Source organism: Hydrogenophaga sp. (assembly GCF_050250835.1).
In the GTDB taxonomy this organism is placed as follows: domain Bacteria; phylum Pseudomonadota; class Gammaproteobacteria; order Burkholderiales; family Burkholderiaceae_C; genus Hydrogenophaga.
This window is the reverse complement of the sequence record NZ_JBFWNX010000008.1, coordinates 148732-171969: the sequence shown is the minus strand read 5'-3', so window position 1 is coordinate 171969 and position 23238 is coordinate 148732. Positions and strand designations below refer to the sequence as shown.

Genomic DNA, 23238 nt, shown 5'->3' with positions numbered 1-23238 from the left:
GGGAGACATCCATATGAACAAGCAACGTCACCGCCTCGTCTTCAATGCGCGTCGACGCCAGATCATGGCGGTGGCAGAAACCGCCTCGTCCATCAAAGGTGGAGCCTCGGGCGAGCGGCCACCAGAAGGCGCAGCGCGCACGGCGACTCTCGCGCACAAGTTGCGTCATATCGCGCTGCATCCGCTGAGCCTGAGCATTGGCTTGGCGCTGGCCCTGGTTCTGGTGTTCAGCACCAGTGCGCGAGCCCAAATCATTGCCGATCCTACGGCGCCCGCCAACCAGCGGCCCACCGTGCACAGCGCCGCCAACGGTGTGCCCCTGGTCAACATACAAACCCCAACGGCCGCAGGCATTTCGCGCAACACCTACCGGCAGTTTGACGTTCAGACCAACGGTGTCATCCTCAACAACGGCCGTGAAAGCTCCTACACCCAACTCGGCGGCTGGGTGGCCGCCAACCCCTGGCTGGCTGCAGGAACCGCCCGCATCATCGTCAACGAGGTCAACTCCTCCAACCCCAGCCTGCTCCACGGCTTTGTGGAGGTCGCAGGGCAGCGCGCCCAGGTGATCATTGCCAATCCGGCGGGCATCCAGGTGCGGGGCGGTGGCTTCATCAACGCCAGACAAGCCACGCTTACCACCGGAAAGCCTGTCTTCGAAAACGAAGCCCTCGAAAGCTTCCGCGTACACGGTGGCACCATCACCATCGACGGAGCCGGGCTCGACACCTCGTCCACGGACTACACCGCCATCCTTGCGCGCGCGGTCGAAGCCAATGCTGGTATCTGGGCGCAGGAACTCAAGGTGGTTACCGGCGTCAACGATGTCAGTGCAGACATGGGCACGGTCAACGCCACCCCGGCCAATGCCACCGGCAGCGCCCCCGCGTATGCGCTGGACGTGGCACAGCTCGGTGGCATGTACGCCGGCAAGATCCATCTTGTTGGCACCGAAGCGGGCGTGGGTGTGAGCCTGCGCGGCGTGGTCGGCGCCACCTCGGGCGATGTGGTCATCGACGCCAGCGGACGGCTGCACCACCAGGGCACGCTGCAGGCCAGCGGGCAGGTGCGCCTGCAGGTGCAGGACGATGTGCGCATGGAAGGCGACGTGTACGCCGGCGCCGGGCTCTCTGTGGCCACCCCACACACCCTGCACAACAGCGCAGAGCTCCGCGCGCAAGGGGATATCGACATCCAGGCTGGCCGCGTGCAGAACGAGCCAGGAGCCCGCATCGTTTCCGCCGCCACGCTGAGCGTGACCAGCCAGGGTGCTGTGGACAACGCGGGCCAACTTTATGCGGCAAACAACCTCGCCCTGAACGCCGAAGGCACCGTCAACAACAGCGGCCTCATCGCAGCTGGTGGACACGCCAACCTCCAGGGTCAGGCCATCACCAACACCGGCTCCGTGGCCGCTGGACTGAACACCGATGGAACGCTCAAGGCCGAAGTGGCCAATCTGATCGTGCAGGCCGATGAGCAACTGACGGTGACCGGCGAACAACTGGCCAGCGGCGACGTGAGCCTGCGCGCGCAGGCCGTGAACCATGCCGCAGGCCAGACCCAGGCACAGCGAGACATCGCCATCGAAGCCGACGTGCTGGACAACACCCAGGGCTCGGTGGTGGCCGGGCGCGACCTGGGCATCACCAGCGGTCAGTCGGTGATCAACCACCAGGGACTGCTCAGCGCCGGTGCGAGCTTGACCCTGGCAGACGCAGCGGTCAGCGCCGACCCGCAGGCCCAGCGCACCCTGAACATCGGCAACACCGATGGCACCATGATCGCCAACGATCATCTGGGCATTGACGCCGCCAGCCTCGGCCTGGACGGGAAACTGCTCTCGCGCAACAACATGAGCCTGAAGCTTGTGGGTGACCACCACATCTCGCAGGAGGGTGAAGTCATTGCCAACAGCGACCTGGACATCACACTCGATGGCGGTGGCGACCTCACCAACGACGGCGCGCTGCAGGCAGGGCGGGTGCTGCAAGCGAATGCACGCCATATCACCAACAACGCCACGGGCGTCATCAGCGCAGAATCCACCCGCCTGCGCGCTCTGCAGAATCTGGTCAACCGGGGCCTGATCGACGGAGCCACCACCGATGTGCGCGCGCAAAACCTCACCAACACAGGCACCGGGCGCATCTACGGTCAGGACGTGCGCCTGCAAGCGCAGGCCAACCTGATCAACGAAGGCAACGCGGTGGTTGCGGCGCACGAATCGCTGCACATCGGCGTGGGCGGTGAACTCACCAACCGCGACGGTGCCACCCTGCTCAGCCTGGGTGAACTCGCCGTGGGCGGCGCTCTGGACGCCGATGGCAAGGCCACGGGTGCGGCGCAGGCCATTCACAACCGCAGCGCCACCATCGAGAGCGTGGGTGATATGCGGCTGAGTGCGGATGAACTCAACAACGTCAACGATCAGCTCGCATACACGGTCGTTCCAGAAGGTACTACCTCGCGCACGGACTACTACACCACGCAGGGATACGTGGGTAGCGAGGAAGTTGCGTGGATGGGGCCCATGACACTGAGGTATCTGGATCAATACTTTTACTTGCCCGTTCGTGAAGCAGTTCTGCTCAAGACCAGCGCTTATGCAGACCCCATATATCGCTCTTTCCTGCTCGGACCATCCCCGTATGTGCCGGCGCACGAGCGAACGATTCGGGAAGGCACCAGCCCTGACACTTACTACACCATATGGGTGGAGTCTGCGTTCAACTATGACCGGCATTCACCCATTTGGGAAATGTTCGGCATGGTGGCGCCCACGTGGAATCCCCCACAAGGAGCGGCTGAATCGTCGCCGAAAGCCGCTCCATGGCTGGAATTGCAGAGGCGGGTAAAGGAATTCAAACAAGATATCGGAAGCCAGTTTCTGAACTTCGACATCTACCGCAACTACACCGAAACCCTCCACACCGCTGAAGTCACCGCCAGCCAACCCGCCAGCATCCTGAGTGGGGCCAACCTGCATCTGCAGGTGCCAGGCACCGCTCTGAACAAGGACAGCTCCATCGTTGCCGGGGGAAACATCCAGGTTCAAGGCAGCAGCGTCACCAACCAAACGACAGAAGTCAGCACCCCCACTCAACGCAGCGGCACCGTCTCCAACTGGGCGGTGATCGGCGAAGACTGCGATTTCTTCTTTGGCTGCGACCCCATCATGGGATGGGCCACTGCGCCTTACGCCGAGACCATCAACCGCACTGTCTCCCTCGCCTCCGTCCGCTACGAACAAAACACCCAGCCGCCCGCCATCAGCCAGCAGCCGGGAGCGCTCCAGACCGGCCACACCACCGCGAAGGCTTCGGGGGTTACTGCCCCCACCGGGCAGGCTGGCGCGCCCAACCTCACCCTTCCCAGCGGCGCCCTCTACCAACTGCACCCCGACACCACCGCGAGCTACCTGGTCGAGACCGATCCGCGTTTCACCGACAAGCGCCAGTGGCTGAGCTCGGACCACATGCTCGCTGCCATGTCGGTCGATCCAGCCACGGCGCAGAAACGCATCGGCGATGGCAATTACGAACAACGCCTCGTGCGTGAGCAGGTGACCACGCTCACCGGCCATCGCTTCCTGGGCGACTTCACCAGCGACGAGCAGCAGTACCTGGCCCTCATGAACGCCGGCGCCACCTTCGCGCAGGCCCACCAACTGCGCCCGGGCATCGAACTCTCCGCCGCGCAAGTGGCCGCACTCACCAGCGACATCGTCTGGCTGGTCGAACGCACTGTGAGCCTGCCCGATGGCAGCACCACGCAGGCCCTGGTGCCCCAGCTCTACGTGCACCCACAGGCGGGCGACCTGCAGCCCAGCGGCGCGCTGCTGGCCGGCAAGAGCGTGAACCTCGACCTCAGCGAGGACCTCACCAACGCCAGCGGCACCATTGCCGGACGCCAGGTCACGCAGATCAACGCCGCAAACGTGCACAACCTCGGCGGCTTGATCACCAGCGGTCAGGTCACCACCGTCACTGCCGCGCAAGACATCCGCAACGTCGGCGGCACCATCGGCGCCCAGGACGCCCTCGCGCTGGATGCTGGACGCGACCTGAGCGTGCAGACCACCAGCACCCAGGGCAGCGGCCACACCGGCGTGGGCGTGTACAGCAGCCAGGGCATCGACCGCGTGGCCGCGCTCTACGTGAGCAACCCCAACGGCGTGCTGCTGGCCAGCGCGGGGCAGGACTTGAACCTCACCGCCGCCCTGGTTCAAAGTGAAGGCGGTGTGCAGCTACAAGCCGGACGCGACATCGCGCTGGACACCGTGCAGACCCGCACCGATATCGCCGTCAAGCGCGACAGCCGCAACTACGCCGGCGTGCGCCTGGGCGAAGAGGTGGGCACGCGCATCACCAGCGAAGGCAGCACCAGCTTGCTTGCTGGGCAAGACATCCAGGCTCGCGCTGCACAAGTGCAGGCCCAGGGGCAGCTGGGCCTGCAGGCCGGGCGAGACGTGCAGATCGAGGCCGGCGAACATAGCCTTTCCACCGACAACGCCAGCTACGCCAAAGGCAGCAGCTTCCTCAGCTCGGGCAGCACCGAAATTCGGGAGCACCGCAGCGAGACCAACGCTGTGGCCAGCAACCTGGGTGGTGAGCAGGTCACGCTCCAGAGCGGGCAGGACACCAACGTCATCGGCTCCAGCGTCATTGGCGACGGCGGCACCACCGTGCAAGCCGGGCGCGACATCAGCCTCAACAGCGCCCAGACTGCCCGCAGCGAAAGCCGCTTCGAAGAGAACAAATCCAGCGGTCTCAACTTCGACGGCGGCATCAACATCGGCAGCCAGCAGCAAAGCACCGACCAGCAAACCCAGGGCACAGGTGCAGCCGGCAGCACCGTGGGCGCCATCCGTGGCGACGTGAACCTCACCGCCGGCCAGACCTACCGCCAGACAGGGTCAGACGTGCTCGCTCCTACAGGCGACATCAACGTGCAGGCCCAGGCCATCGAAATCACCGAGGCCCGGATCACAGAGCAAAGCCACCTCGAAGAAAAAAGCAAACAAAGCGGCCTGAGCATTGGCGCAGGCGGTGGCATCCTCGGTGCCATGCAGGGCATCGCGCAGACGCTGGACGCCATCGAAGAGACCGGCGACACCCGCACCAAAGCCCTGGGCGCTGCAGCCGCTGCGCTGCAGGCCAAGAGCGCCGTCGACAGTGTGCAGAAAGCCCTGGCCGATGGCGCCGGCGCCTTCGACGCCTCAGGCGTCAGCATCAATATCAGCATCGGATCGAGCAGCAGCCAGAGCACCAGCCAGAGCCAGAGCAGCAAAGCCCAGGGCAGCACCCTGCAGGCCGGTGGCGACGTGAACCTGGTGGCCAGGAACTCTTCCGTTCAGCCTGAGCCTGTCGAAGGCCCCGGCCCTGGCGACATCCTCATCCGCGGCAGCGAAATCAGCGCCGGCGGCACAGCGCGTTTGAGTGCCGACGGTGACATTGACCTGGTGTCCGCCCAGAACACCACCGAACAAAGCCACCAGAGCAGCAGCAAGAGCGGCAGCCTGGGCGTGGGCATCGGAGCCAACGGCGTCAGCTTCAACGCCAGCGCCAGCAAGAGCAAAGGCAAAGGCAACGGCCATGAGACCACCCACACCAACACCCGCATCGAAGCCGGCGAGCAGGTCCAGCTCGAATCCGGGCAAGACACCACGCTCCAAGGCGCCGTGGTGGCTGCCGCGCAGGTGCAGGCGCAGGTGGGCGGTGATCTCAAGATCGAAAGCGTGCAGGACCAGGCCACCTACAAAGAAAGCAGCGAGAGCTCGGGCTTCAGCGTAAGCCTGTGCATACCGCCCATCTGCTACGGCGCCTCCAGCGCCAGCGTGAGCTCGGGCAGCACCAGGATCGACAGCAACTACCAGAGCGTGAACGAGCAAAGCGCCATCCGCGCCGGCGACGGGGGCTTCCAGGTCAACGTCGATGGCGCCACCGAACTCATGGGTGGCGCCATCACCAGCACCCAGGCCGCCATCGACAACCAGCGCAATGAGTTCAAGAGCGAAGGCGGCCTGAGCACCAGCGACATCCAGAACCGGGCCGACTACGAAGCCGACGGCTCATCGTTCGGCATCAGCGTGAGCGGCAAGCTGGGTGATCAGAGCACGGCCAGCACGCCGGCAGAGAAGCGCGCAGCCAACGCGCCCGCCGGCCCCGGGGGCAGCGCGGGCATGGGGCAAGACAGCGGCTCGGCCAGCAGCGTGACCCAGGCGGCCATCTCGGGGATTGCGGGCAACACCGAAGCGAGGACGGGAGATGCCGAGACCGGCATTGCGCCGATCTTTGATCAGGAGCGGGTCAAGGCGGAGGTGAACGCGCAGATCACCATCACGGCTGAGTTTGGCAAGCAGGCGAGCAAGGCGGTGGGGGACTATGCAACCCGTCAATTGCAACAGGCCAGCGGATTGCGCGAGCAGGCCAGCGCCGAACCCGATGCCGAGAGAAGGGCTGAGCTGAACGCCCAGGCCGATCAACTGGAATCGAACTGGGGAGACAGCGGCGCGCTGCGCCTGCTGGCCCACACCACCATCGGCGCGCTGACGGGCGGCACGGCAGGTGCAGCCGGCGCAGCCGCCGGCACATTGAGCGCCCCCGTCGTGGCCAACGCCCTGCGCGAGGCAGGCATTGAAGGCCAGCTGGCGGACCTGATCACCACAACCGCGAGCACGGCAGTGGGTGCGGGTGTTGGGGGAACGGCGGGAGCCACAGCGGCCTTCAACGAAGTGCAGAACAACTTCCTCACCCACGCGGAGGCCAGCAGACGCCTGAAACTGCAAGGCGAAGTGCTCGCCTGCAACGACGACGCTTGCCGCCAGGACAAACAAGCCGAGATGGATCGCTTGAACCGCCTTGATGTCTGGCGTGACCAACAGATCGAGCAGGCCTGCAACAGCCCGGCCAGCGCCGCGTGCCAGAGCTGGACGGCGGCCATTCAGGTGGCCGCCAAGAGCCACGAAGGACAGCTTGGCAACTTCGTCGACACGGCCGAGCGCGCCAGCGTTCAGAACCAGGCCTTCAAGTACCAGCAGGCGACAAACAATCCGTTCCTGCATGGGGTGGGCAAGGGTCTGCTCAAGCTCACACCGCCGGGCCTCGCGGTCGGTGCATTGGGTGGCGTCACCATGGCCGTTCAGGCGATTGCGGAAAATGGCCTGTCGCAGACGCTGATCGACAGCGTCAACGCCATCGCCGGGATGCCCGCGGACCTCAAGGCCAGGCTCAACAGCCCGGACCCGACCGTGAGGGGTGAGGCGCTGGTGGATGTGATCACGCTGGGCAGTGGCGCAGCAGCGGTCGTGGCGGGCGGGACCAAGGTCACGATCAATGCGGTTCAGCGAGCGCAGGTGGCCAAGGTTGTGGCCGAGGCCGAGGCGAAGGCGGTTGCTCTGGCCAGGGTGGAGAACAATGCCACAGCGGATATGCCCGGCTACAGCGCTGTGGCGCAGCGCGACTTTAAGCCCGGTACCACCCACCGGGCAGAGAACGTCAATGCCGGGCAGGTGACGGATCGAGATGGGTTGCCACGTATTGATGAGGCCAACACGAGGAACAACGATCAGATCAAAGAAATGTTGGGGGGAAATACCCCTGAGTGGTGGGGAACCCAACGTCCTGCATGGAAGGATGGCACGGTGGTTGTGGACCGCATAGTCACTCAGCCGGAGGTCTATCGCATGGTGGTTAATGAAAAACAAGCGAAGGACATTGCTCAAGCATTGGAACTTGGTAAGCCGGCCGAAGCTGCGCGTAACCTGGGAGGTTGGGCAACAAAAGACGTGATCGGGAATGTAAAAGACGTTCGAGAAAAACTGGCGATAAGCAGCGAATGGAAAGGACAAGGAGGTCAGTCCATCTATGTGGTTGAGATTGAGGTACTGCCAGGCGTTGGAGTTCGTGAGGGGGTGGTCGGGCCAATGTTCGACAACAATATTAAGTCGGAACTCGCGGGCGGCGGGCATCAGGTGCTGTTCTTGGGTAATTCGCCGTTTGTTGCACCTGAGTTGTATGTAATCAACCCTGCAAATATTAGAAAACTGCATGAATAAGATTGGTCAAGTGATGTCCGCTTGGGAAGGAGCTGACGGAACATGTGTTCATGTTTCTGAAGGGGCGGGCTTTTTTGCAGATTTTGAGAAGGTGAGGCAGCTTGTCCACCCGGTTAAAAAGGTCGGAACGTACCTGGTTCTGGAAACAAGAGAATCCGTTCATATGCCATTCGTTGGGTCTCCAGAAGTTCTTCTCGACAAGTCGGGAGTGCTGGTCATCTTTCAGTCGGGAAGCTACACCCGCCCGGACGGCAACGATGTTTTCCCCGCACCCAACAACGCTGCCATCTATAACGCAGATGGGACTCTGCGATGTCAAGTGCACTTTGCGGGGAGACCAGAGTGGACTTCAGACTACATCATTGAGCGACCCTTCACGCGCTCCATCGCATACAAGGAATTGCCGATAGGCAGACCCGGTGAACCAATCGACCCACCCATCGTGCAGTTTGGCGTGTTGGTTGGAACAAAGGACCGTCCACCGGAAAGCTTCTTCGTCTTGAACACGGAGACCGGCGAGCTGACCGACGGCCTTTACACCGTGCCGTATTGACAAAGCCATGGTGCGGGCTGCCAACGGATTCTGCTGTTTTCGCAGATGGTCGCGTGCCCGTCGCCTTCGCTGCGAGATCTGAATTCAAGTACGTCAAGTGTCCGCGATGGATGAGCCTTCAAGCCTGATGTGGAGGGCGCAAAACCAGTAGAACGAACGACCGAAATCCCCTCAAAAAATCTAGCGCAACACCCTGGACACCTGCGCGTGCGAACGCCACGTTGCGGGTTCCCGGGAATAGAAGTACTCCGCTGTCACGCAGAACTTTCCATCATGAATCCTTTCCATCGCAACCTCACCTGTACCCTGGCCTTGTCCGCTCTGCTCGCCAGCTGCGCTGCACCACCTTCTTCTTCTTCTTCTTCCGACGCAGGTGCGATCAAGGTGATCTATTCCCAGATCTATCCGGATGGCAGCATCCTCAAAGAAAAGCCTTCAGAGATTCGCATGGTTACGCGTGACGCGACCAGCAAGAACGTGGCCGCGCAAGTTGGCCTGAATGCCGTGCTCCTGGCCATGGGAGCGTTTTCCTTTCGGGGTTTCAGCAAAGACGATCTGAAGGGCAGTGAGCTGACTGACGTTGCAGACCGCAGCCATCTGCAGAATCCTGTCCCCACGGAGTTCGTGGGACGCTTGCAGGCGCGTGTGGATGCCTTTGTGCAGACTGATGAAAGCCTTCAGAAACGCCGATTCGAACGTCCATTGATCGTGGGTGGCGGAAACGTGCGCCTTGTGTACGAAAGTTTGCTGGGCACAGAAGAGGAAAAGTTTCGATTGAAAACAGATCTTGTGGTCTACAAGAAGAGGGAAAGCAGTGCGATGGCGTCGTTGATGGCTCCGGTGGTCGTGGAGTGTTCGGGCAAGTCACCGGACGCCTGGCCGCAATCGCGTTGGGCACAGGAGAACTACTTGCTCGTGAAAGTCCAGCTGGATGAGCTGTTGCAGGCTTGCGAGACCAAGGTTCAGGGGAACTTGCACCAACTGTTGAACGGGTAGTGGCAGCTGGTCAGGCGCAGTGTGAACCGCCCCTGGATCAAGAAGACCTCTGTCACTCGCCACAACGTCACGTTGTTCCCTGCTGCTTCCTCCACCCCGCTGGCGTCATCTCGTACACCCGCTTGAAAGCTCGGTGAAACGCGGGTTCTGACTCGTAGCCGGCTTCTTCTGCAATTCGGGCAATCGGGTCGGTGGTTTCGGCCAGGCGCCGGGCGGCTTGTTGGAGGCGCCGCCGGGTCAGGTAGCGCATCGGTGGGTCGCCCACCAGCGAGGTGAAGCGTTCCGCGAATGCAGAACGGGAAAGACCCACTTCACGTGCCAGGGTGTCGGCCGTCCAGGCGCGTGTCTGTTCATGTTCGCTGTGCATGAGCGCCAGCGCGCGGCCCACCATGGGGTCGCGCAAGCCGGCGATCCATCCGGTGGCGGGTGCGAGCGGATCTTGCAGGTAGCGTCGCACCGCTTGCAGGAACAGGAGTTCGGCCAGCTTGCCCAGCATGGCGAAGGACATCCCGCCGTCGCCGCTCTCTTCGAAGGTGGGGCGTCGCGATGTGGCAAAGCGCAGCGAGCTTTCGATCCACTCGCTGGCCTGGGTATCGGCCAGGCGCAGGTGCAGCACGCGAGGCAGGGCGCTGATGAGCGGATCGTTGGATTGGTCGTGGCCGAGGAATCCGCAGAAAAAGCGGGTGTCGGCGGACGCCGCGCGGCCGTAGACCAGACGCGCTGGGTCGGTGCCCTCGCCGGGTTCGAAGAGGTCGTTCACGTCCAGCGGTGCGCTTTGCAAGTCGCTGCCGATGCGGTGGCGGTCGTTGCGGGGCAGGATCACGATGTCGCCGGACTGCGCGGTCACAGGTGTCTCGCCATCAACCTGCAGCGCGAGCTGGCCGGCGCAGACATAGTGGTAGGCAATGATGTGCCTCGGCAGAGGCAGGAAGCCGGCGCAGTCGCCGGGTTCGACGTGTGACAGCACGCACCACGGCGACGTGAACGAGGCTTCCAGGAACACGCCTCCGGTCAGGCGCATGGCGCGCAGTAGAGCCAGCAGTGGATCGGGTCGGGGCGCGTCTTCCACCATGGTCACGACAGCGGCGTATGGGCAAGAAATGCAGGCGTTTCGGGGATGGCTGGGCGAGGCGGGGTTCCGTAGAGTACATCTGCCGGCCTAGAGGGTGCAACACCGGTCAGCGCCCGCCCTGGCCAGCGACTCACCGAACATTTCCAGGAGTATTCAGATGATTACCGATGCACAGGGGCACGCGCTCAGCGGCGCCAACCACGAGGCGCTCGCTGCCTATGAACAGGCCGTCACGGCTTTCCAGCTTTATCGAGGCGATCCCATGGCCAGTCTGGCGCAGGCCATTTCGGTTGCGCCTGACCTGGCCATGGCACACATCGTTCAGGCGCATCTGCTCGCCCTGGCCACCGAGCCTGGCTGTGTGGCGATGGCTCAGGAGGTGATGAGGGGCCTGCGCGAGATGCAACTGAACGAGCGCGAGTCGTCGCACGCTGCCGTGATCGAGCGCGTGCTGCAAGGCGAATGGACCGAGGCCGCGCTGGCCATGGACCGCCACAATGTCCAGTTTCCTTTCGACATCGTGGCGCTGCAGGCGGGCCACCTGATTGACTTTTACCGCGGCAATGCGCGCAACCTGCGCGACCGCATCGCTCGCGTCCTTCCACTGTGGTCGCCCGAGATGCCGGGCTACTCGATCGTGCTGGGCATGTACGCCTTTGGCCTGGAAGAGAGTGGCGACTTCGGCCGCGCCGAGGCCATGGGTCGGCAGGCGCTCGATCTGCAACCGCTGGACTGCTGGGCGCACCACGCGGTGGCGCATGTGATGGAGATGCAGGGTAGAGCGCAGGACGGCGTGGGCTGGATGCGCATGCGCGAGCCCTACTGGTCGGGGGACGACAACTTCTTCAAGGTGCACAACGCCTGGCACGGCGCACTCTGTCTTCTGGATCTCGGGCAGAAAGACGAGGTGCTCTCGATCTATGACGGCACGATCCGCAAGACGCCCAGCGCCGTGGCACTGGATCTGGTGGACGCATCGGCCCTGCTCTGGCGCCTGCACCTCTCTGGCGTGGATGTGGGCGATCGGTGGCTGGAGGTGGCCCAGACCTGGGACGCGCACGCCGACGGCAAGCTCTACCCGTTCAACGACTGGCATGCCGTGATGGCCTGGCTGGGCGCCGGCCGGCTGGCGGATGCGCAACGCCTCGGCCACGCCCTGCGCGCGGCCGATGGCAGGACAGAAGTGTCCCGCTGGGCTGCCGGCACAGGTGCCGATCTGGTGGAGGGCTTTGCGGCGCATTGGCGTGGCGAGCACGACGCGGCCGTTCAGCACCTGTATAGGGCGCGCCAGATCGCCAACCAGTTTGGCGGCAGCCATGCCCAGCGCGACATCATCGACTGGACGCTCACCGAGTCCGCGCTTCGTGCTGGTCAGCGAGGCCTGGCCGAGGCGCTGGCTCACGAGCGCCTGGCGCTCAAGCCGCACAGCCCCGTGAACCGGGGATTCCTGCAGCGCGCAAGAGGCGCAAAGTCCAGCGCCGACGCGAAGCAGGATCGCCCGGCGATGGTGTTGGCGGCTTGAAGAGGGTGGTGGAGACGAGGAGGATCGAACTCCCGACCTTCGCATTGCGAACGCGACGCTCTCCCAGCTGAGCTACGTCCCCACTCGCTCAAAATTCTAGGGCCTGTTCACACTATTTTCTACTTGGAAAAATGGTGTGATCAGGCCCTATATCAGGCCATGCCATTGCGGCTGGCCAGTTCGACGAACAGGGCCGAATGATCAAGCTCGGCCAGGCCATGACCGGCGGCCTGCGCAAAGAGCTGTTCAAAAAGTCGCGTGATGGGTGCCTCGAAGCCGATCTCGTCTGCAGTGGCCAGGGCGTTGCGCATGTCCTTGAGCTGCACGGCCACGGCGCCGCGCTTGGTGAAATCGCGCTCGATCATGCGCTGGCCATGCACTTGCAGGATGCGGCTGTCGGCGAACCCGCCGGAGATGGCCTGTCTGACTTTGGCCATGTCTGCGCCGCCACGCTCGCAGAGCAACAGAGCCTCGGCCACCGCGCCAATGGTGATGCCCACAATCATCTGGTTGGCCAGCTTGGCGAGTTGCCCGGCGCCGGTGGGGCCCACATGTGTGGGCCGCCCCAGCAGCTCCAGCAGCGCGCGCACGCGTTCGAAGTCGGCCGCCTTGCCGCCGACCATGATGGCGAGCTGGCCCTGTTCAGCACCCACTGTGCCGCCCGAGACCGGCGCGTCCAGGTGGCTCACACCCATGGCGGAGAGTCGCGCCGCATGGTCGCGCGCCTGTCGTGGCTGGATGGAGGACATGTCCACCACCAGCGTGCCGGGCCGCAGACCTTCGGTGGTGCCTTGCTGAAACAGCACGTCCTCCACCACCTGACCATCTTCCAGCAGCGTGATGACCACGTCGGCTTGTGCCACGGCCTGGGCGGGCGTGTCGGTGACGTGGGCGCCGAAGGGTTGCAGGCGATCGGCCTTGGCGCGCGATCTGTTCCAGGCACTGACTTCGCAACCCGCCTCGCACAGTCGGCGAGCGATGGGCAGACCCATCATGCCGATGCCGAGCACGGCCACTCGTGCGGGGGCGGAGCGATCTGCTTGGGGCGTGTTCACTGGATGTTCCGTTGGTTCGCTGGCCGGGGGGCGGAGGCCGCATCGGCAAAAAAAAGGGCGGTTTCCGGGCAAGCCCGGAAACCGCGCGGAAGTGGGTCAGATGCTAGAGCAAATGACGACCACGGAGTTGTCGGTTGCGGGCAGTCCGGGCCGCCGGGGGGGATTCAGAGCGGCGTAGACGGGCCTTTTCGATCATTTCGGCGCCCAGGGTGGAGCTGGCCTTGCTGCTGTGTTTGCGCATCAGTTCGTCGGCCAGATGCACATCGCCATTGGTCACGGCATGGGCAATGGCCTCGTGTTCGTCCCACACCGGTTCACGCAACATGTCCGACTGCAGTGCCTCGCCCATGGCGCGCCGGATGTGATGCCAGTGCAGCAGGGCACTCTGTTCGATCAAGGGATTCTGGGCGGCCCGGTACAGCGCAGTGTGGAAGGCCAGATCGGCGTCGATCATGGCCTTGATGTCGCCTCGCTTCACCGCTGCTCGTCCCTCCACGATCAGTGCCTGATGGATGGGGACACGCCGCTGCGCCGCCAGTCGCACAGCCAGTGAATCCAGCGCACCGCGAACTTCGTACACCTGAGCGATCCAGTTGGCGTCGATCGGGGTGACCTGCAAACCCCGGGATCGGCCAGCCGGACCATGAGCCACGGGCGCGTCCTGAACGAATCCGTCTTTTTTCAGCAGGCGCAGGGCCTGCATCACGGGTTGGCGAGAAACCGCGAGCTGCTCGGCCAGTTCTTCCTGCGTGATGCGTTGCCCCGGCTTGAGCGAGCCGGCGCTGATGGCGTCCAGCAAGACCCGATAGACCTGATCGGCCAGGTCTGGCGTGGCGTCGAGCTTGATCAGTTGGGCGGGCATGGCTGGAATGAGGGCAGGCGAAAATTGGAACTCTGTATACAGAATACACGATTGCGGCTTCGGGAAACAAGGCGCGGGCGCCAAAGACCCCATGACACAATGCCCGACCATGACCACCCCCACCCGCCTCGATCCCGCCTGGCTTGACCTCGAGTACAACAACCGCGCCCGGGTGCCCGGCCACCTCGCTCATTTCGAGCGGTGGGCGCACGACTCGGCCCAGGCTCGCGTGGGCGGGCGTGCGCTGCTGGATGTGAGTTATGGCCTGGGGGCAGGCGAGACGCTGGACCTGTTTCCCGCGCCACGCAGCCCCGGGATGCCACTGGCGCCGGTGCTGGTCTTCATTCATGGTGGTTGGTGGCGCAGCCTGGACAAGGCCGATCACTCCTTCATCGCACCCCCTTTCGTCGACGGCGGTGTGTGCGTCGTGGTGCCCAACTACGCCCTGTGCCCAGCGGTCACGATTCCGCAAATCACACTGCAGATGGTGCGGGCGCTGGCATGGGTTCATCGACACATTGCCGCACACGGTGGAGACCCGGATCGCATCACGGTGGTTGGTCATTCCGCTGGCGGACATCTGGCGGCCATGATGCTGGCTTGCGAGTGGACCCGGGTGGGTGAGGATCTGCCGGACTCGCTGGTGAAAAACGCCCTGTCGATCTCCGGCCTGCACGACCTCGAACCGGTGATGCACACCCCCTTCGTTCGGGAGTCGCTGCGCCTCACGCCGTCACAGGTGAAAAAGGCCAGCCCGGCGCTGCTGCCCGCGCCGCCGCTGCGCGACGGGCGAGGGCGCCTGTACGCGGTGGCCGGAGCCGATGAAAGCAGCGAGTTCCTGCGGCAGAACCGCCTGATTCAGCAGGCCTGGGGCTCGCAGGTGGTGCCGGTGTGCGAAGCGCTGCCAGGGCTCAACCACTTCAGCATCGTGGAAGCGTTGGCGCAGCCGGGGCACCGGCTGCACGAGCTGACGCAGGAATTGCTGGACATCTGAGGGCGAAGGTCCGGGCTACATCAGCAGGTGTTCACCCGCGTTGTCCCCACCCAGGATCACATAGTTCACCTTGCGGATGTCCATCAGCTTCGTGCCGCCGGCGTAGCTGATGGAACTTTGCACATCCTGCTCCATCTCCACCAGCGTATCGGCCAGTGTGCCCTTGATGGGTTCGAGGATGCGCTTGCCCTCCACGTGGCGGTACTCGCCCTTGTTGAAGTCGCTGGCCGAGCCGTAGTATTCCTTGTAGAGCTGACCGTCCACCTCCACCGTCTGGCCCGGCGACTCCTCGTGGCCCGCGAACAGTGAGCCGATCATGACCATGGATGCGCCGAACCGCACGCTCTTGGCAATGTCGCCATGGCTGCGGATGCCACCGTCGGCAATGATGGGCTTGGTGGCCACACGCGCGCACCACTTGAGCGCCGACAGCTGCCAGCCGCCAGTGCCGAAGCCGGTCTTGAGCTTGGTGATGCAGACCTTGCCAGGCCCCACGCCCACCTTGGTGGCATCGGCGCCCCAGTTCTCCAGGTCGATCACCGCTTCGGGCGTGGCCACGTTCCCGGCAATCACGAAGGCCGAGGGCAGCTTTTTCTTGAGGTAGATGATCATGTCCCTCACGCTGTCGGCGTGACCATGCGCGATGTCGATGGTGATGTACTCGGGCGAGATGCCCTCGGCCGCGAGCTGATCCACCGTGGCATAGTCCGGCGCCTTCACGCCCAGCGAGATCGAGGCGTACACGCCGGCCGCACGCATGTCGCGCACGAACTTCACGTTGTCCAGGTCGAAGCGGTGCATCACGTAGAAGTAGCCGTTGCGAGCCAGCCAGGTGCAGATGGATTCATCCACCACCGTCTTCATGTTGGCCGGCACCACGGGCAGGCGAAACTTGCGCCCGCCCAGTTCCACGCCGGCGTCGCATTCGGAGCGGCTGTTCACGCGGCACTTTCGCGGCAGCAGCAGTACGTTGTCGTAGTCGAAGATTTCCATGGAAAAACCAAGCTCCAGAGGACTGTTGTTGAACAGGTGAGCGCTTGGCTTGTGCCGGCTTTCAGGGGCGAACGGCCACAAAAAACCGGGCGCAAGAATCTTGGGCCCGGTGATTGATTCTACCCGTGCCCATGGGCTGAAGGCCATGCACCGGATCCTATGAGGGTCATACGGGTTTTCGCATGAACTCAGAGCTTGCGAGGCTGATCGCCCCGACAGAGCGAGCGCGCAAACTCGCCGGTCTCGCGCCGGTAGGCGGCGGCCTGGGCCTCGCTGTTGAAGAGGCGTTGCGCGTGCAGTGGCCAGTAGGCGGCTTCACGGCCCATGATGCGCATGTAACGTTCTCGGTTGCTGCTTCCGTTGTCGCCACTCGTGGCGTCCAGGGCCAGTGGGAACAGCGCGGAGGCCATCAGTTCGCGCGGCCACCGTTTCAGGAACGCCTGAAAGGAGGGCAGAGGAGCAGGTGGTGCCAGCTTTTGAAGCAAGGCGTCGTAGTCGGGATAGGTCGGCGTGTCGCTGACATCCACGGCCTCGAACTGCGCGCCTTTGAGCCCGTCGTTGGCTTGCAGGATGTCGAGCAGGCTGCCCTCGAGCGTGTTGGGGTGCGGCCTGCTTTCAACGCCCTGTAGGCGGTCCGCGCTGTTTTCGACGCCGTACAGTGCGCGCAGTGCGCCCTGGGCAAAGCTCAGTTGCGGGTCGGTCCAGGGCGACGCGGCAACGCTGTCGGGGACGAACTTTTCCGGCTCGGCCAGCAGGATGGACAGGGTCTGAACCTGATCCAGTCGCTCGCGCGAGCCCACGGGCAGTCCCGCGAGCACGGCCACGGCCTTGGGCGCGAGTTGGGGGTCGCTCAGATACGGGCCGATCGCCGCCACGATCTCCAGCCGCGAGTGGCGTCGCGCAAAACGCCAGGCGGTCCAGTCCAGGTCGATTTCCCAGAACGGACCGAACCGCTGCGTGGGAGCGCCGAGGCGCTGGCGCTCCCAGCGGTCGTGGCGGGTGAATCCCTCGTAGACCGGATTGGGGAGCGCCAGGAATTCGGTTCGGATGCGGCAGATGGCCGCCATGGGCGTTTCATCTGCCAGCAGCGGCGTTGGCGCAACGAAATCGTGCCGCCAGTCGCGCAGAGACGGCCATGCCAGAAGGCCGACCCCGATCAGCAGCAACAGGCCCAGCAATCGCAGGATCTTCATGAAAGCCTCTTCATGTCCCTTCGGTCAGCGCATTGTGCCTCGCAACGCAGCGCGGGCTTCCTACAATCTAGCGCATGTCGTTTGAAGAATCTTCGCAAGCCAGTTTGCTCCCATCTCCGCTGCTCTCGGGCCTCAACTCCGAACAGGCCGCTGCCGTCACGCTACCTGCCGAGCATGCGCTGATCCTGGCGGGTGCCGGATCGGGCAAGACGCGGGTGCTCACGACGCGCATCGCCTGGTTGATGCAGAGCGGTCATGTGTCTCCCGGCGGCATCCTGGCCGTGACTTTCACGAACAAGGCCGCCAGGGAGATGATGACGCGCCTGTCGGCCATGCTGCCGGTGAACGTGCGCGGCATGTGGATTGGCACCTTTCATGGGCTGTGCAACCGCTTCCTGCGCGCGCACCACAAAATCGCCAACCTGCCGGCCACCTTCCAGATTCTCGACACGCAGGACCAGCTCTCGGCCGTCAAACGCCTGTGCAAGCAGTTCAATGTGGACGATGAGCGTTTCCCGCCCAAGCAGATCCAGTACTTCATCAGCGGCTGCAAGGAAGATGGACAGCGGCCGCGCGACGTGATCGCGAAAGACGAAGAGACGCGCAAGAAGCTTGAACTCTACGCGCTGTACGAAGAACAATGCCAGCGCGAAGGCGTGGTCGACTTTGGCGAGCTCATGCTGCGCAGCTACGAGGTGCTGCGCGACAACGACCCCATCCGGGAGCACTACCAGCGGCGTTTCAAGCACATCCTGATTGACGAATTCCAGGACACCAACCGCCTGCAGTACGCCTGGATCAAGATGTTCAGCGCGCCACCGCTCGAAGGCTTGCCGACATCGGGCAATGCGGTGTTCGCCGTGGGCGACGACGACCAGAGCATCTACGCCTTTCGCGGCGCGCGCGTGGGCAACATGGCCGACTTCGTGCGCGAGTTCCAAGTGCAGCACCAGATCAAGCTGGAGCAGAACTACCGCAGCGCCAGCAACATCCTCGATTCGGCCAACCAGCTCATCAGCCACAACACGCACCGCCTGGGCAAGAACCTGCGCACCGACGCCGGTGCGGGCGAACCGGTGCGCGTGTATGAGGCGACCAGCGACTTTGCTGAAGCGCAATGGATGGTGGACGAGATGAAGCAGCTCGCCCGCGAGGACGTGCCTCGCAGCGAAATGGCCGTGCTCTACCGGAGCAATGCGCAGAGCCGCGTGGTGGAAACCGCGCTGTTCAATGCCGCCATGCCCTACCGCGTGTACGGCGGGCTCCGGTTCTTCGAGCGGGCTGAGATCAAGCATGCACTGGCCTACCTGCGCCTGCTGGAGAACCCGCACGACGACACCAGCTTCCTGCGCGTGGTCAACTTCCCGCCACGTGGCATCGGTGCACGCAGCGTCGAACAGTTGCAGGACGTGGCCCGTGCATCGGGCTGCTCGCTGCACGACGCCGTGAGCGCCGTGACGGGTCGGGCGGGCGTGTCCATCGGCGCCTTCGCCGCCAGACTGGACGTGATGCGCGAACAGACCGAAGGCAGCACGCTGAGGGAGATCATCGAACTGGTGCTCGAACACAGCGGGCTCATCGAACACTACCGCGCCGAACGCGAAGGCCAGGACCGGGTGGAGAACCTGGAGGAACTGGTCAACGCGGCCGAGAGCTTTGTGAGCATCGAAGGTTTTGGCCGCGATGCGGTGGCCTTGCCGGTGGATGAACTGGGCAGGGCGCTGACGCAGAGCCCGGTGAGCCAGGGGCTGGAACCTGGCATGTCCGTTCGGTCTGAGCTTGTCGAAGACCCCGCAAACCCTTCGACAGGCTCAGGGCGAACAGATTTTGTTGAACCCGAAACCGGTGAAACCCTCAGTCCGCTCGCCGCCTTCCTCACCCATGCCGCGCTGGAGTCTGGCGACAATCAGGCCCAGGCCGGGCAGGACGCCGTGCAGCTCATGACGGTGCACGCCGCCAAAGGCCTGGAGTTCGATTGCGTGTTCATCACCGGCATGGAAGAGGGCCTGTTCCCGCACGAGAATTCCATGAGCGACCGGGACGGCCTGGAGGAAGAGCGCCGTCTGATGTATGTGGCGATCACGCGTGCGAGAAAGCGCCTGTACCTCAGCCACTCGCAAACCCGCATGCTGCATGGCCAGACGCGCTACAACCTCAAGAGCCGCTTCTTCGATGAGTTGCCCGAAGCCTGCCTGAAGTGGCTCACGCCACCGCAGCCGGCCTGGGGCGCGGGTGGCGGTACGTGGCAGAACGGCCGGCGCGGCGTTGGCGCAGCGCCGGTCCTCCAGCCGTCGTGGTCACCCGGGTTCAACGACAAGGGCGACCCCAGGGGCCTCGGCCAGACAGCACCCGAGCCAGATCGCGGCACCGACATCCACGCCGGCCTTGCCGTGTTTCACAACAAGTTCGGCGAAGGCAAGGTGCTGGCGGTGGAGGGAGCGGGCGCCGATGCCCGCGCGCAGGTGAACTTCACGCGCCATGGCACGAAGTGGCTGGCCCTGAGCGTGGCCAAGCTCACACCAATCACCTGACCATCAACTCCCGATCACGCCGCCGTCGTTCCTGGTGATGACGATCGTCGCGGAGCGCGGGCGCTGGCCTGCGCCGTAACCCGCGTTGGCGGGCCACTGGCTCTCGAACTTCGTGGCGTCGTTCACGTCGGCCATCTTCGTGTTCTCGCCGGCATGCTGGATGTTCACAAAGATCGCACGGCCATCCGGTGTCTCGGTGATGCCGGTGATCTCTGCGCCTTTGGGTCCCACCAGGAACCGCTTGAGCGTGGCTGGCGTCTGCGGCTTTCCCATGTGCGTGGTCACCTGCCTGTCGCCATAGGTGAGCGCCTTGCTCGTGCCGTCGCCACGCTGGCCGGGCAGGGCGGCCAGCAGCATGCAGTTGGTCTTGTCGGTGTAGGCACTGTCGTCGGTCTGGATCCAGCAAATTCCCGTGGCCTTGCTGAACACCAGGCCGTCGGGGGATGACAGGTCGTTGTCGTCGGTGAGGCCGGAGAGGTTCACGCTGGCCTTGTCGGCGTCGGCCTCCGAGGCAAACAGGTAGATATCCCACTGGAACGCGACATCGGCCGGCATCTTTTCAGCCAGACGCACGATGTGGCCGTGCACATTGCCTTTCTGCGCCTTGCTGGCCTTCTGGTCGGTGTACGCGCGCGGGTTGGCGCTGTCCACGGTGGTTGCGGTGCGTGCGCTGTTGTTGGTGAGGGTGATGTAGACCTCGCCGTTCTTCGGGTTCACGCCACCCCATTCAGGCCGGTCCATGCGCGTCGCACCCACCGCATCGGCGGCCAGACGCGTGAAGACGGCCACATCGGCATCACCCTTGAACTCGAAGTATGAGCTTCCAGCGATCACCGGGTTGTTCATCGAGAGTTCCAGCCACTCACCCGTGCCGTCGCCCTTGAAGCGCGCCACGAAAAGCGTGCCCTTGTCGAGGTACTTGTCGCCGGCGGCCAGGCGGTTGGAGGGCCTGGCGTCGGCCGGGTCCCATCTGGCGGCCGAGACGAACTTGTAGATGTACTCGCCGCGCGCGTCGTCACCCATGTAGGCCACCACGGGCTGGCCGGCACTCACGCGAGCGAAGGTCGCGTTCTCGTGACCCAGTCGGCCGAGCGCGGTGCGTTTGCGCAGTGCAGAGGACTTGTCGTAGGGGTCGATCTCGACGATGTAGCCGAACGTGTTCATCTCGTTGCGGAAGTCGTCCTTGGCGCTGGCGCCCATGGCGCTGTTGTTCCAGCGCATGTAGGCGTCGGCGCTGCCACCGCTTTCCCAGCCATGGCGGCTGGCCGCGCCGGCCTTGCGGCCGTAGCGGTTGAGGGCCTGCACCTGCTTGTCCTTCTTGCGCGCGTCGTCGTCCTTCGCCTCGCGGAAAAAGTAGCCGAACCAGTTTTCCTCGCCGGAGATGAAGGTGCCCCAGGGTGTGCGACCCGTGCCGCAGTTGTTGAGCGTGCCACGTGCCCGCGTGCCGTCGGGGCTGTACTTCGTCACCAGGTGTTCGCTGCCGCGAGCCGGGCCGTGGATGGCCACGGGCGTCATGGTCGTCACGCGGCGGTTGAACGCCGAGGCCGGCTTGGTGGCCCATGCCTTCCCATCGCTCTGCACCTCGACCACCGAGAGACCGTGGATCATGAGTTCCTTGTCGATCTCGGCTGCGGGCCGGGGCAGCGTGGACGTGCCGCCGTTCGCGTGAATGAAGAAAGAACTGAGCTTCTCGTCGGTGGTGGCTTCGTGGTTCATGGCCAGCAGGCCACGCGACGAAAAACTGTCCGAGGGCAGGCCGGCGGCGTCCAGACCGAACCATTCGATGCCGTCGTGGTGGTCGCCGGCGCGGTTGCCGAAATCGGCGTCGGTGCCGTCATTCCGGTAGGTCGGCGTGCTGGCGGTGAGCGGGTCGCCCAGCGCGTAGATGACGCGCGCGGTGTAGCCCGCAGGGACGGTGACGCGGTCAGCCGTCGTCTTGGCCACGGGCGCGAAACCGAGTGCGTGGACCGGAGCCACCGGACCGCTCATGCTGGCGCAGCCACCCAGGGTCGCGGCACCTCCCAGGGCGGCGGTGCCGCGCAGCAGGCCACGACGGCTCAGCCGGGTCTGCAGCACGTCGTTGAACGCGGGATGGTGGCTGGTGTTGGAGTCTTCGTCGTTGAAATGAGCGTTGGGGCGGATGTTGTCGCGGGGCATGGGCGTGGCCTTGTTGGATGAACCTGGGTGGAATCATCGGGAAGCTCTGTGAAGCCGCGGTGACAGCCCCTGAGGGATTCCGCAGACCCTGGATGAGCTGTCATCGTGTTGTCACCGTTCCATGAAACAATTCAACATTTCTTGAAATGTAATGGTGATGCGTGATGCGCGGACGGAGGGACAGATGAAGGTAGGTATCAACGGCATGGGCCGAATCGGGCGGCTGGCACTGCGTGCGGCCATGGGCGCCGCCGAGCGACAGGGCGACGACCCCCGCGCGGGCAACCGGCTGGAGGTGGTGCATCTGAATGAAATCAAGGGTGGGGCTGCGGCCACCGCGCACTTGCTGGCCTTTGACAGCGTGCAGGGCAAGTGGCGAGCCGACATCGGTGCCGAAGGGGAGGGCGTCATCCGCGTCGATGGGCATCGCATGTCCTTCAGCGCCCACGCCACGGCGGCAGAGATTCCCTGGGGTGACCTGGGTGTGGATGTGGTCCTGGAGTGCACCGGCAAGTTCCTCACGCCTGAAACGCTTCAGGGGCACCTGGACCGGGGTGCGAAGCGCGTGGTGGTGGCCGCGCCAGTGAAAGTGGGTGGCGTGCTCAACATCGTGGTGGGCGTGAACCACACAAAGTACGACCCGGCACGCGACCGCATCGTCACCGCCGCTTCCTGCACCACCAATTGCCTGGCGCCGGTGGTGCAGGTGGTGCATGGAGCGATCGGTATCCGACACGGCCAGATCACCACGCTGCACAACCCGACCAACACCAACCTGGTGGTGGACGCGCCACACAAAGACTTGCGCCGCGCCCGCAGCGCGCTGATGAGCCTGGCGCCCACCACCACTGGCAGCGCCACCGCCATTGCACTCATTTACCCCGAACTCAAGGGCAAGCTCAATGGCCATGCGGTGCGAGTGCCCGCGCTCAACGCCTCGCTCACCGATTGCGTGTTCGAGCTCAAGCGCGAGACCACAGTGCAAGAGGTCAACACCTTGTTCGAGCAAGCAGCGCAAGGCCCGCTCGCCGGCATCCTGGGCTACGAGACGCGCCCACTGGTCAGCGCAGACTATGCACGCGACACGCGCAGCGCCATCGTGGACGCGCTCTCCACCATGGTCACCGACGGCACGTTGCTCAAGGTCTACGCCTGGTACGACAACGAAATGGGCTACGCCTGCCGCATGGTCGACCTGGCCTGCCACATGGAAAACACCTGTGTCTGACCGAACCCGTTCGGGCTGAGCCT

Annotated in this window: 13 protein-coding genes and 1 tRNA gene; 7 read left to right on the top strand and 7 right to left on the bottom strand. The window is 64.2% G+C overall.

Annotated elements, in window-relative coordinates:
* Positions 1-13: 13 nt before the first annotated feature.
* The 3 genes from AB7F11_RS12330 (at position 14) to AB7F11_RS12320 (ending at position 9608) form a co-directional block, all read left to right on the top strand.
* Positions 14-8059: a hemagglutinin repeat-containing protein gene (locus tag AB7F11_RS12330; RefSeq protein ID WP_428288755.1), complete on the top strand. Its 8046-nt coding sequence runs from the start codon at positions 14-16 to the stop codon at positions 8057-8059.
* Positions 8052-8612, top strand: a complete 561-nt coding sequence (locus AB7F11_RS12325) for a hypothetical protein (protein ID WP_428288756.1) — start codon at positions 8052-8054, stop codon at positions 8610-8612. Before AB7F11_RS12330 ends, AB7F11_RS12325 begins: the two co-directional genes overlap by 8 nt.
* Positions 8613-8885: 273 nt before the next feature.
* Positions 8886-9608: a hypothetical protein gene (locus AB7F11_RS12320; protein WP_428288757.1), complete on the top strand. Its 723-nt coding sequence runs from the start codon at positions 8886-8888 to the stop codon at positions 9606-9608.
* Between the two features lie 67 nt (positions 9609-9675).
* Here AB7F11_RS12320 and AB7F11_RS12315 read toward each other — a convergent pair whose 3' ends face one another.
* Positions 9676-10680: an AraC family transcriptional regulator gene (locus tag AB7F11_RS12315; RefSeq protein ID WP_428288824.1), complete on the bottom strand. Its 1005-nt coding sequence runs from the start codon at positions 10678-10680 to the stop codon at positions 9676-9678.
* A gap of 157 nt (positions 10681-10837) precedes the next feature.
* Between AB7F11_RS12315 and AB7F11_RS12310 the strand changes: the two genes are divergently transcribed.
* Positions 10838-12202 (top strand): tetratricopeptide repeat protein, encoded by a 1365-nt coding sequence (locus AB7F11_RS12310; protein ID WP_428288758.1) that lies wholly within the window; start codon positions 10838-10840, stop codon positions 12200-12202.
* Positions 12203-12208: 6 nt separating this feature from the next.
* Here the strand turns inward: AB7F11_RS12310 and AB7F11_RS12305 are convergent.
* The 3 genes from AB7F11_RS12305 to AB7F11_RS12295 form a co-directional block, all read right to left on the bottom strand.
* Positions 12209-12284, bottom strand: a tRNA-Ala gene (locus tag AB7F11_RS12305).
* Positions 12285-12354: 70 nt separating this feature from the next.
* Positions 12355-13257: an NAD(P)-dependent oxidoreductase gene (locus AB7F11_RS12300; RefSeq protein WP_428288759.1), complete on the bottom strand. Its 903-nt coding sequence runs from the start codon at positions 13255-13257 to the stop codon at positions 12355-12357.
* Between the two features lie 103 nt (positions 13258-13360).
* Positions 13361-14119, bottom strand: coding sequence for a GntR family transcriptional regulator (locus AB7F11_RS12295; RefSeq protein WP_428288760.1), 759 nt, complete (start codon positions 14117-14119; stop codon positions 13361-13363).
* A gap of 109 nt (positions 14120-14228) precedes the next feature.
* On the opposite strand from AB7F11_RS12295, the gene AB7F11_RS12290 reads away from it, so the two are divergent.
* Positions 14229-15113 carry an alpha/beta hydrolase gene (locus AB7F11_RS12290; RefSeq protein ID WP_428288761.1) on the top strand — a complete coding sequence of 295 codons (885 nt, stop codon included), beginning with the start codon at positions 14229-14231 and terminating at the stop codon, positions 15111-15113.
* A gap of 15 nt (positions 15114-15128) precedes the next feature.
* On the opposite strand, the gene AB7F11_RS12285 is transcribed toward AB7F11_RS12290, so the two are convergent.
* Complete coding sequence (locus tag AB7F11_RS12285; protein ID WP_428288762.1) at positions 15129-16106, bottom strand: GMP reductase; 978 nt, start codon at positions 16104-16106, stop codon at positions 15129-15131.
* Between the two features lie 188 nt (positions 16107-16294).
* The gene (locus AB7F11_RS12280; RefSeq protein WP_428300005.1) at positions 16295-17299 is read right to left on the bottom strand and encodes a hypothetical protein; all 1005 of its coding nucleotides are present in this window, start codon (positions 17297-17299) and stop codon (positions 16295-16297) included.
* A gap of 74 nt (positions 17300-17373) precedes the next feature.
* Between AB7F11_RS12280 and AB7F11_RS12275 the strand changes: the two genes are divergently transcribed.
* On the top strand, positions 17374-19830 hold the full coding sequence (locus tag AB7F11_RS12275; RefSeq protein WP_428288764.1) for a UvrD-helicase domain-containing protein: 2457 nt from the start codon (positions 17374-17376) through the stop codon (positions 19828-19830).
* Between the two features lie 3 nt (positions 19831-19833).
* Here the strand turns inward: AB7F11_RS12275 and AB7F11_RS12270 are convergent, their stop codons facing one another.
* Positions 19834-21987: a PhoX family protein gene (locus AB7F11_RS12270; protein WP_428288765.1), complete on the bottom strand. Its 2154-nt coding sequence runs from the start codon at positions 21985-21987 to the stop codon at positions 19834-19836.
* A gap of 184 nt (positions 21988-22171) precedes the next feature.
* Between AB7F11_RS12270 and AB7F11_RS12265 the strand changes: the two genes are divergently transcribed.
* Positions 22172-23215 carry an ArsJ-associated glyceraldehyde-3-phosphate dehydrogenase gene (locus tag AB7F11_RS12265; RefSeq protein WP_428288766.1) on the top strand — a complete coding sequence of 348 codons (1044 nt, stop codon included), beginning with the start codon at positions 22172-22174 and terminating at the stop codon, positions 23213-23215.
* Positions 23216-23238 lie beyond the last annotated feature (23 nt).

Excerpts from the sequence above, each read along its gene's own strand:
- AB7F11_RS12330 (WP_428288755.1), top strand. The coding sequence starts at position 14 with ATGAACAAGCAACGTCACCGCCTCGTCTTCAATGCGCGTCGACGCCAG.
- AB7F11_RS12325 (WP_428288756.1), top strand. The coding sequence starts at position 8,052 with ATGAATAAGATTGGTCAAGTGATGTCCGCTTGGGAAGGAGCTGACGGA.
- AB7F11_RS12320 (WP_428288757.1), top strand. The coding sequence starts at position 8,886 with ATGAATCCTTTCCATCGCAACCTCACCTGTACCCTGGCCTTGTCCGCT.
- AB7F11_RS12315 (WP_428288824.1), bottom strand. The coding sequence starts at position 10,680 with ATGGTGGAAGACGCGCCCCGACCCGATCCACTGCTGGCTCTACTGCGC.
- AB7F11_RS12310 (WP_428288758.1), top strand. The coding sequence starts at position 10,838 with ATGATTACCGATGCACAGGGGCACGCGCTCAGCGGCGCCAACCACGAG.
- AB7F11_RS12295 (WP_428288760.1), bottom strand. The coding sequence starts at position 14,119 with ATGCCCGCCCAACTGATCAAGCTCGACGCCACGCCAGACCTGGCCGAT.
- AB7F11_RS12290 (WP_428288761.1), top strand. The coding sequence starts at position 14,229 with ATGACCACCCCCACCCGCCTCGATCCCGCCTGGCTTGACCTCGAGTAC.
- AB7F11_RS12285 (WP_428288762.1), bottom strand. The coding sequence starts at position 16,106 with ATGGAAATCTTCGACTACGACAACGTACTGCTGCTGCCGCGAAAGTGC.
- AB7F11_RS12280 (WP_428300005.1), bottom strand. The coding sequence starts at position 17,299 with ATGAAGATCCTGCGATTGCTGGGCCTGTTGCTGCTGATCGGGGTCGGC.
- AB7F11_RS12275 (WP_428288764.1), top strand. The coding sequence starts at position 17,374 with ATGTCGTTTGAAGAATCTTCGCAAGCCAGTTTGCTCCCATCTCCGCTG.
- AB7F11_RS12270 (WP_428288765.1), bottom strand. The coding sequence starts at position 21,987 with ATGCCCCGCGACAACATCCGCCCCAACGCTCATTTCAACGACGAAGAC.
- AB7F11_RS12265 (WP_428288766.1), top strand. The coding sequence starts at position 22,172 with ATGAAGGTAGGTATCAACGGCATGGGCCGAATCGGGCGGCTGGCACTG.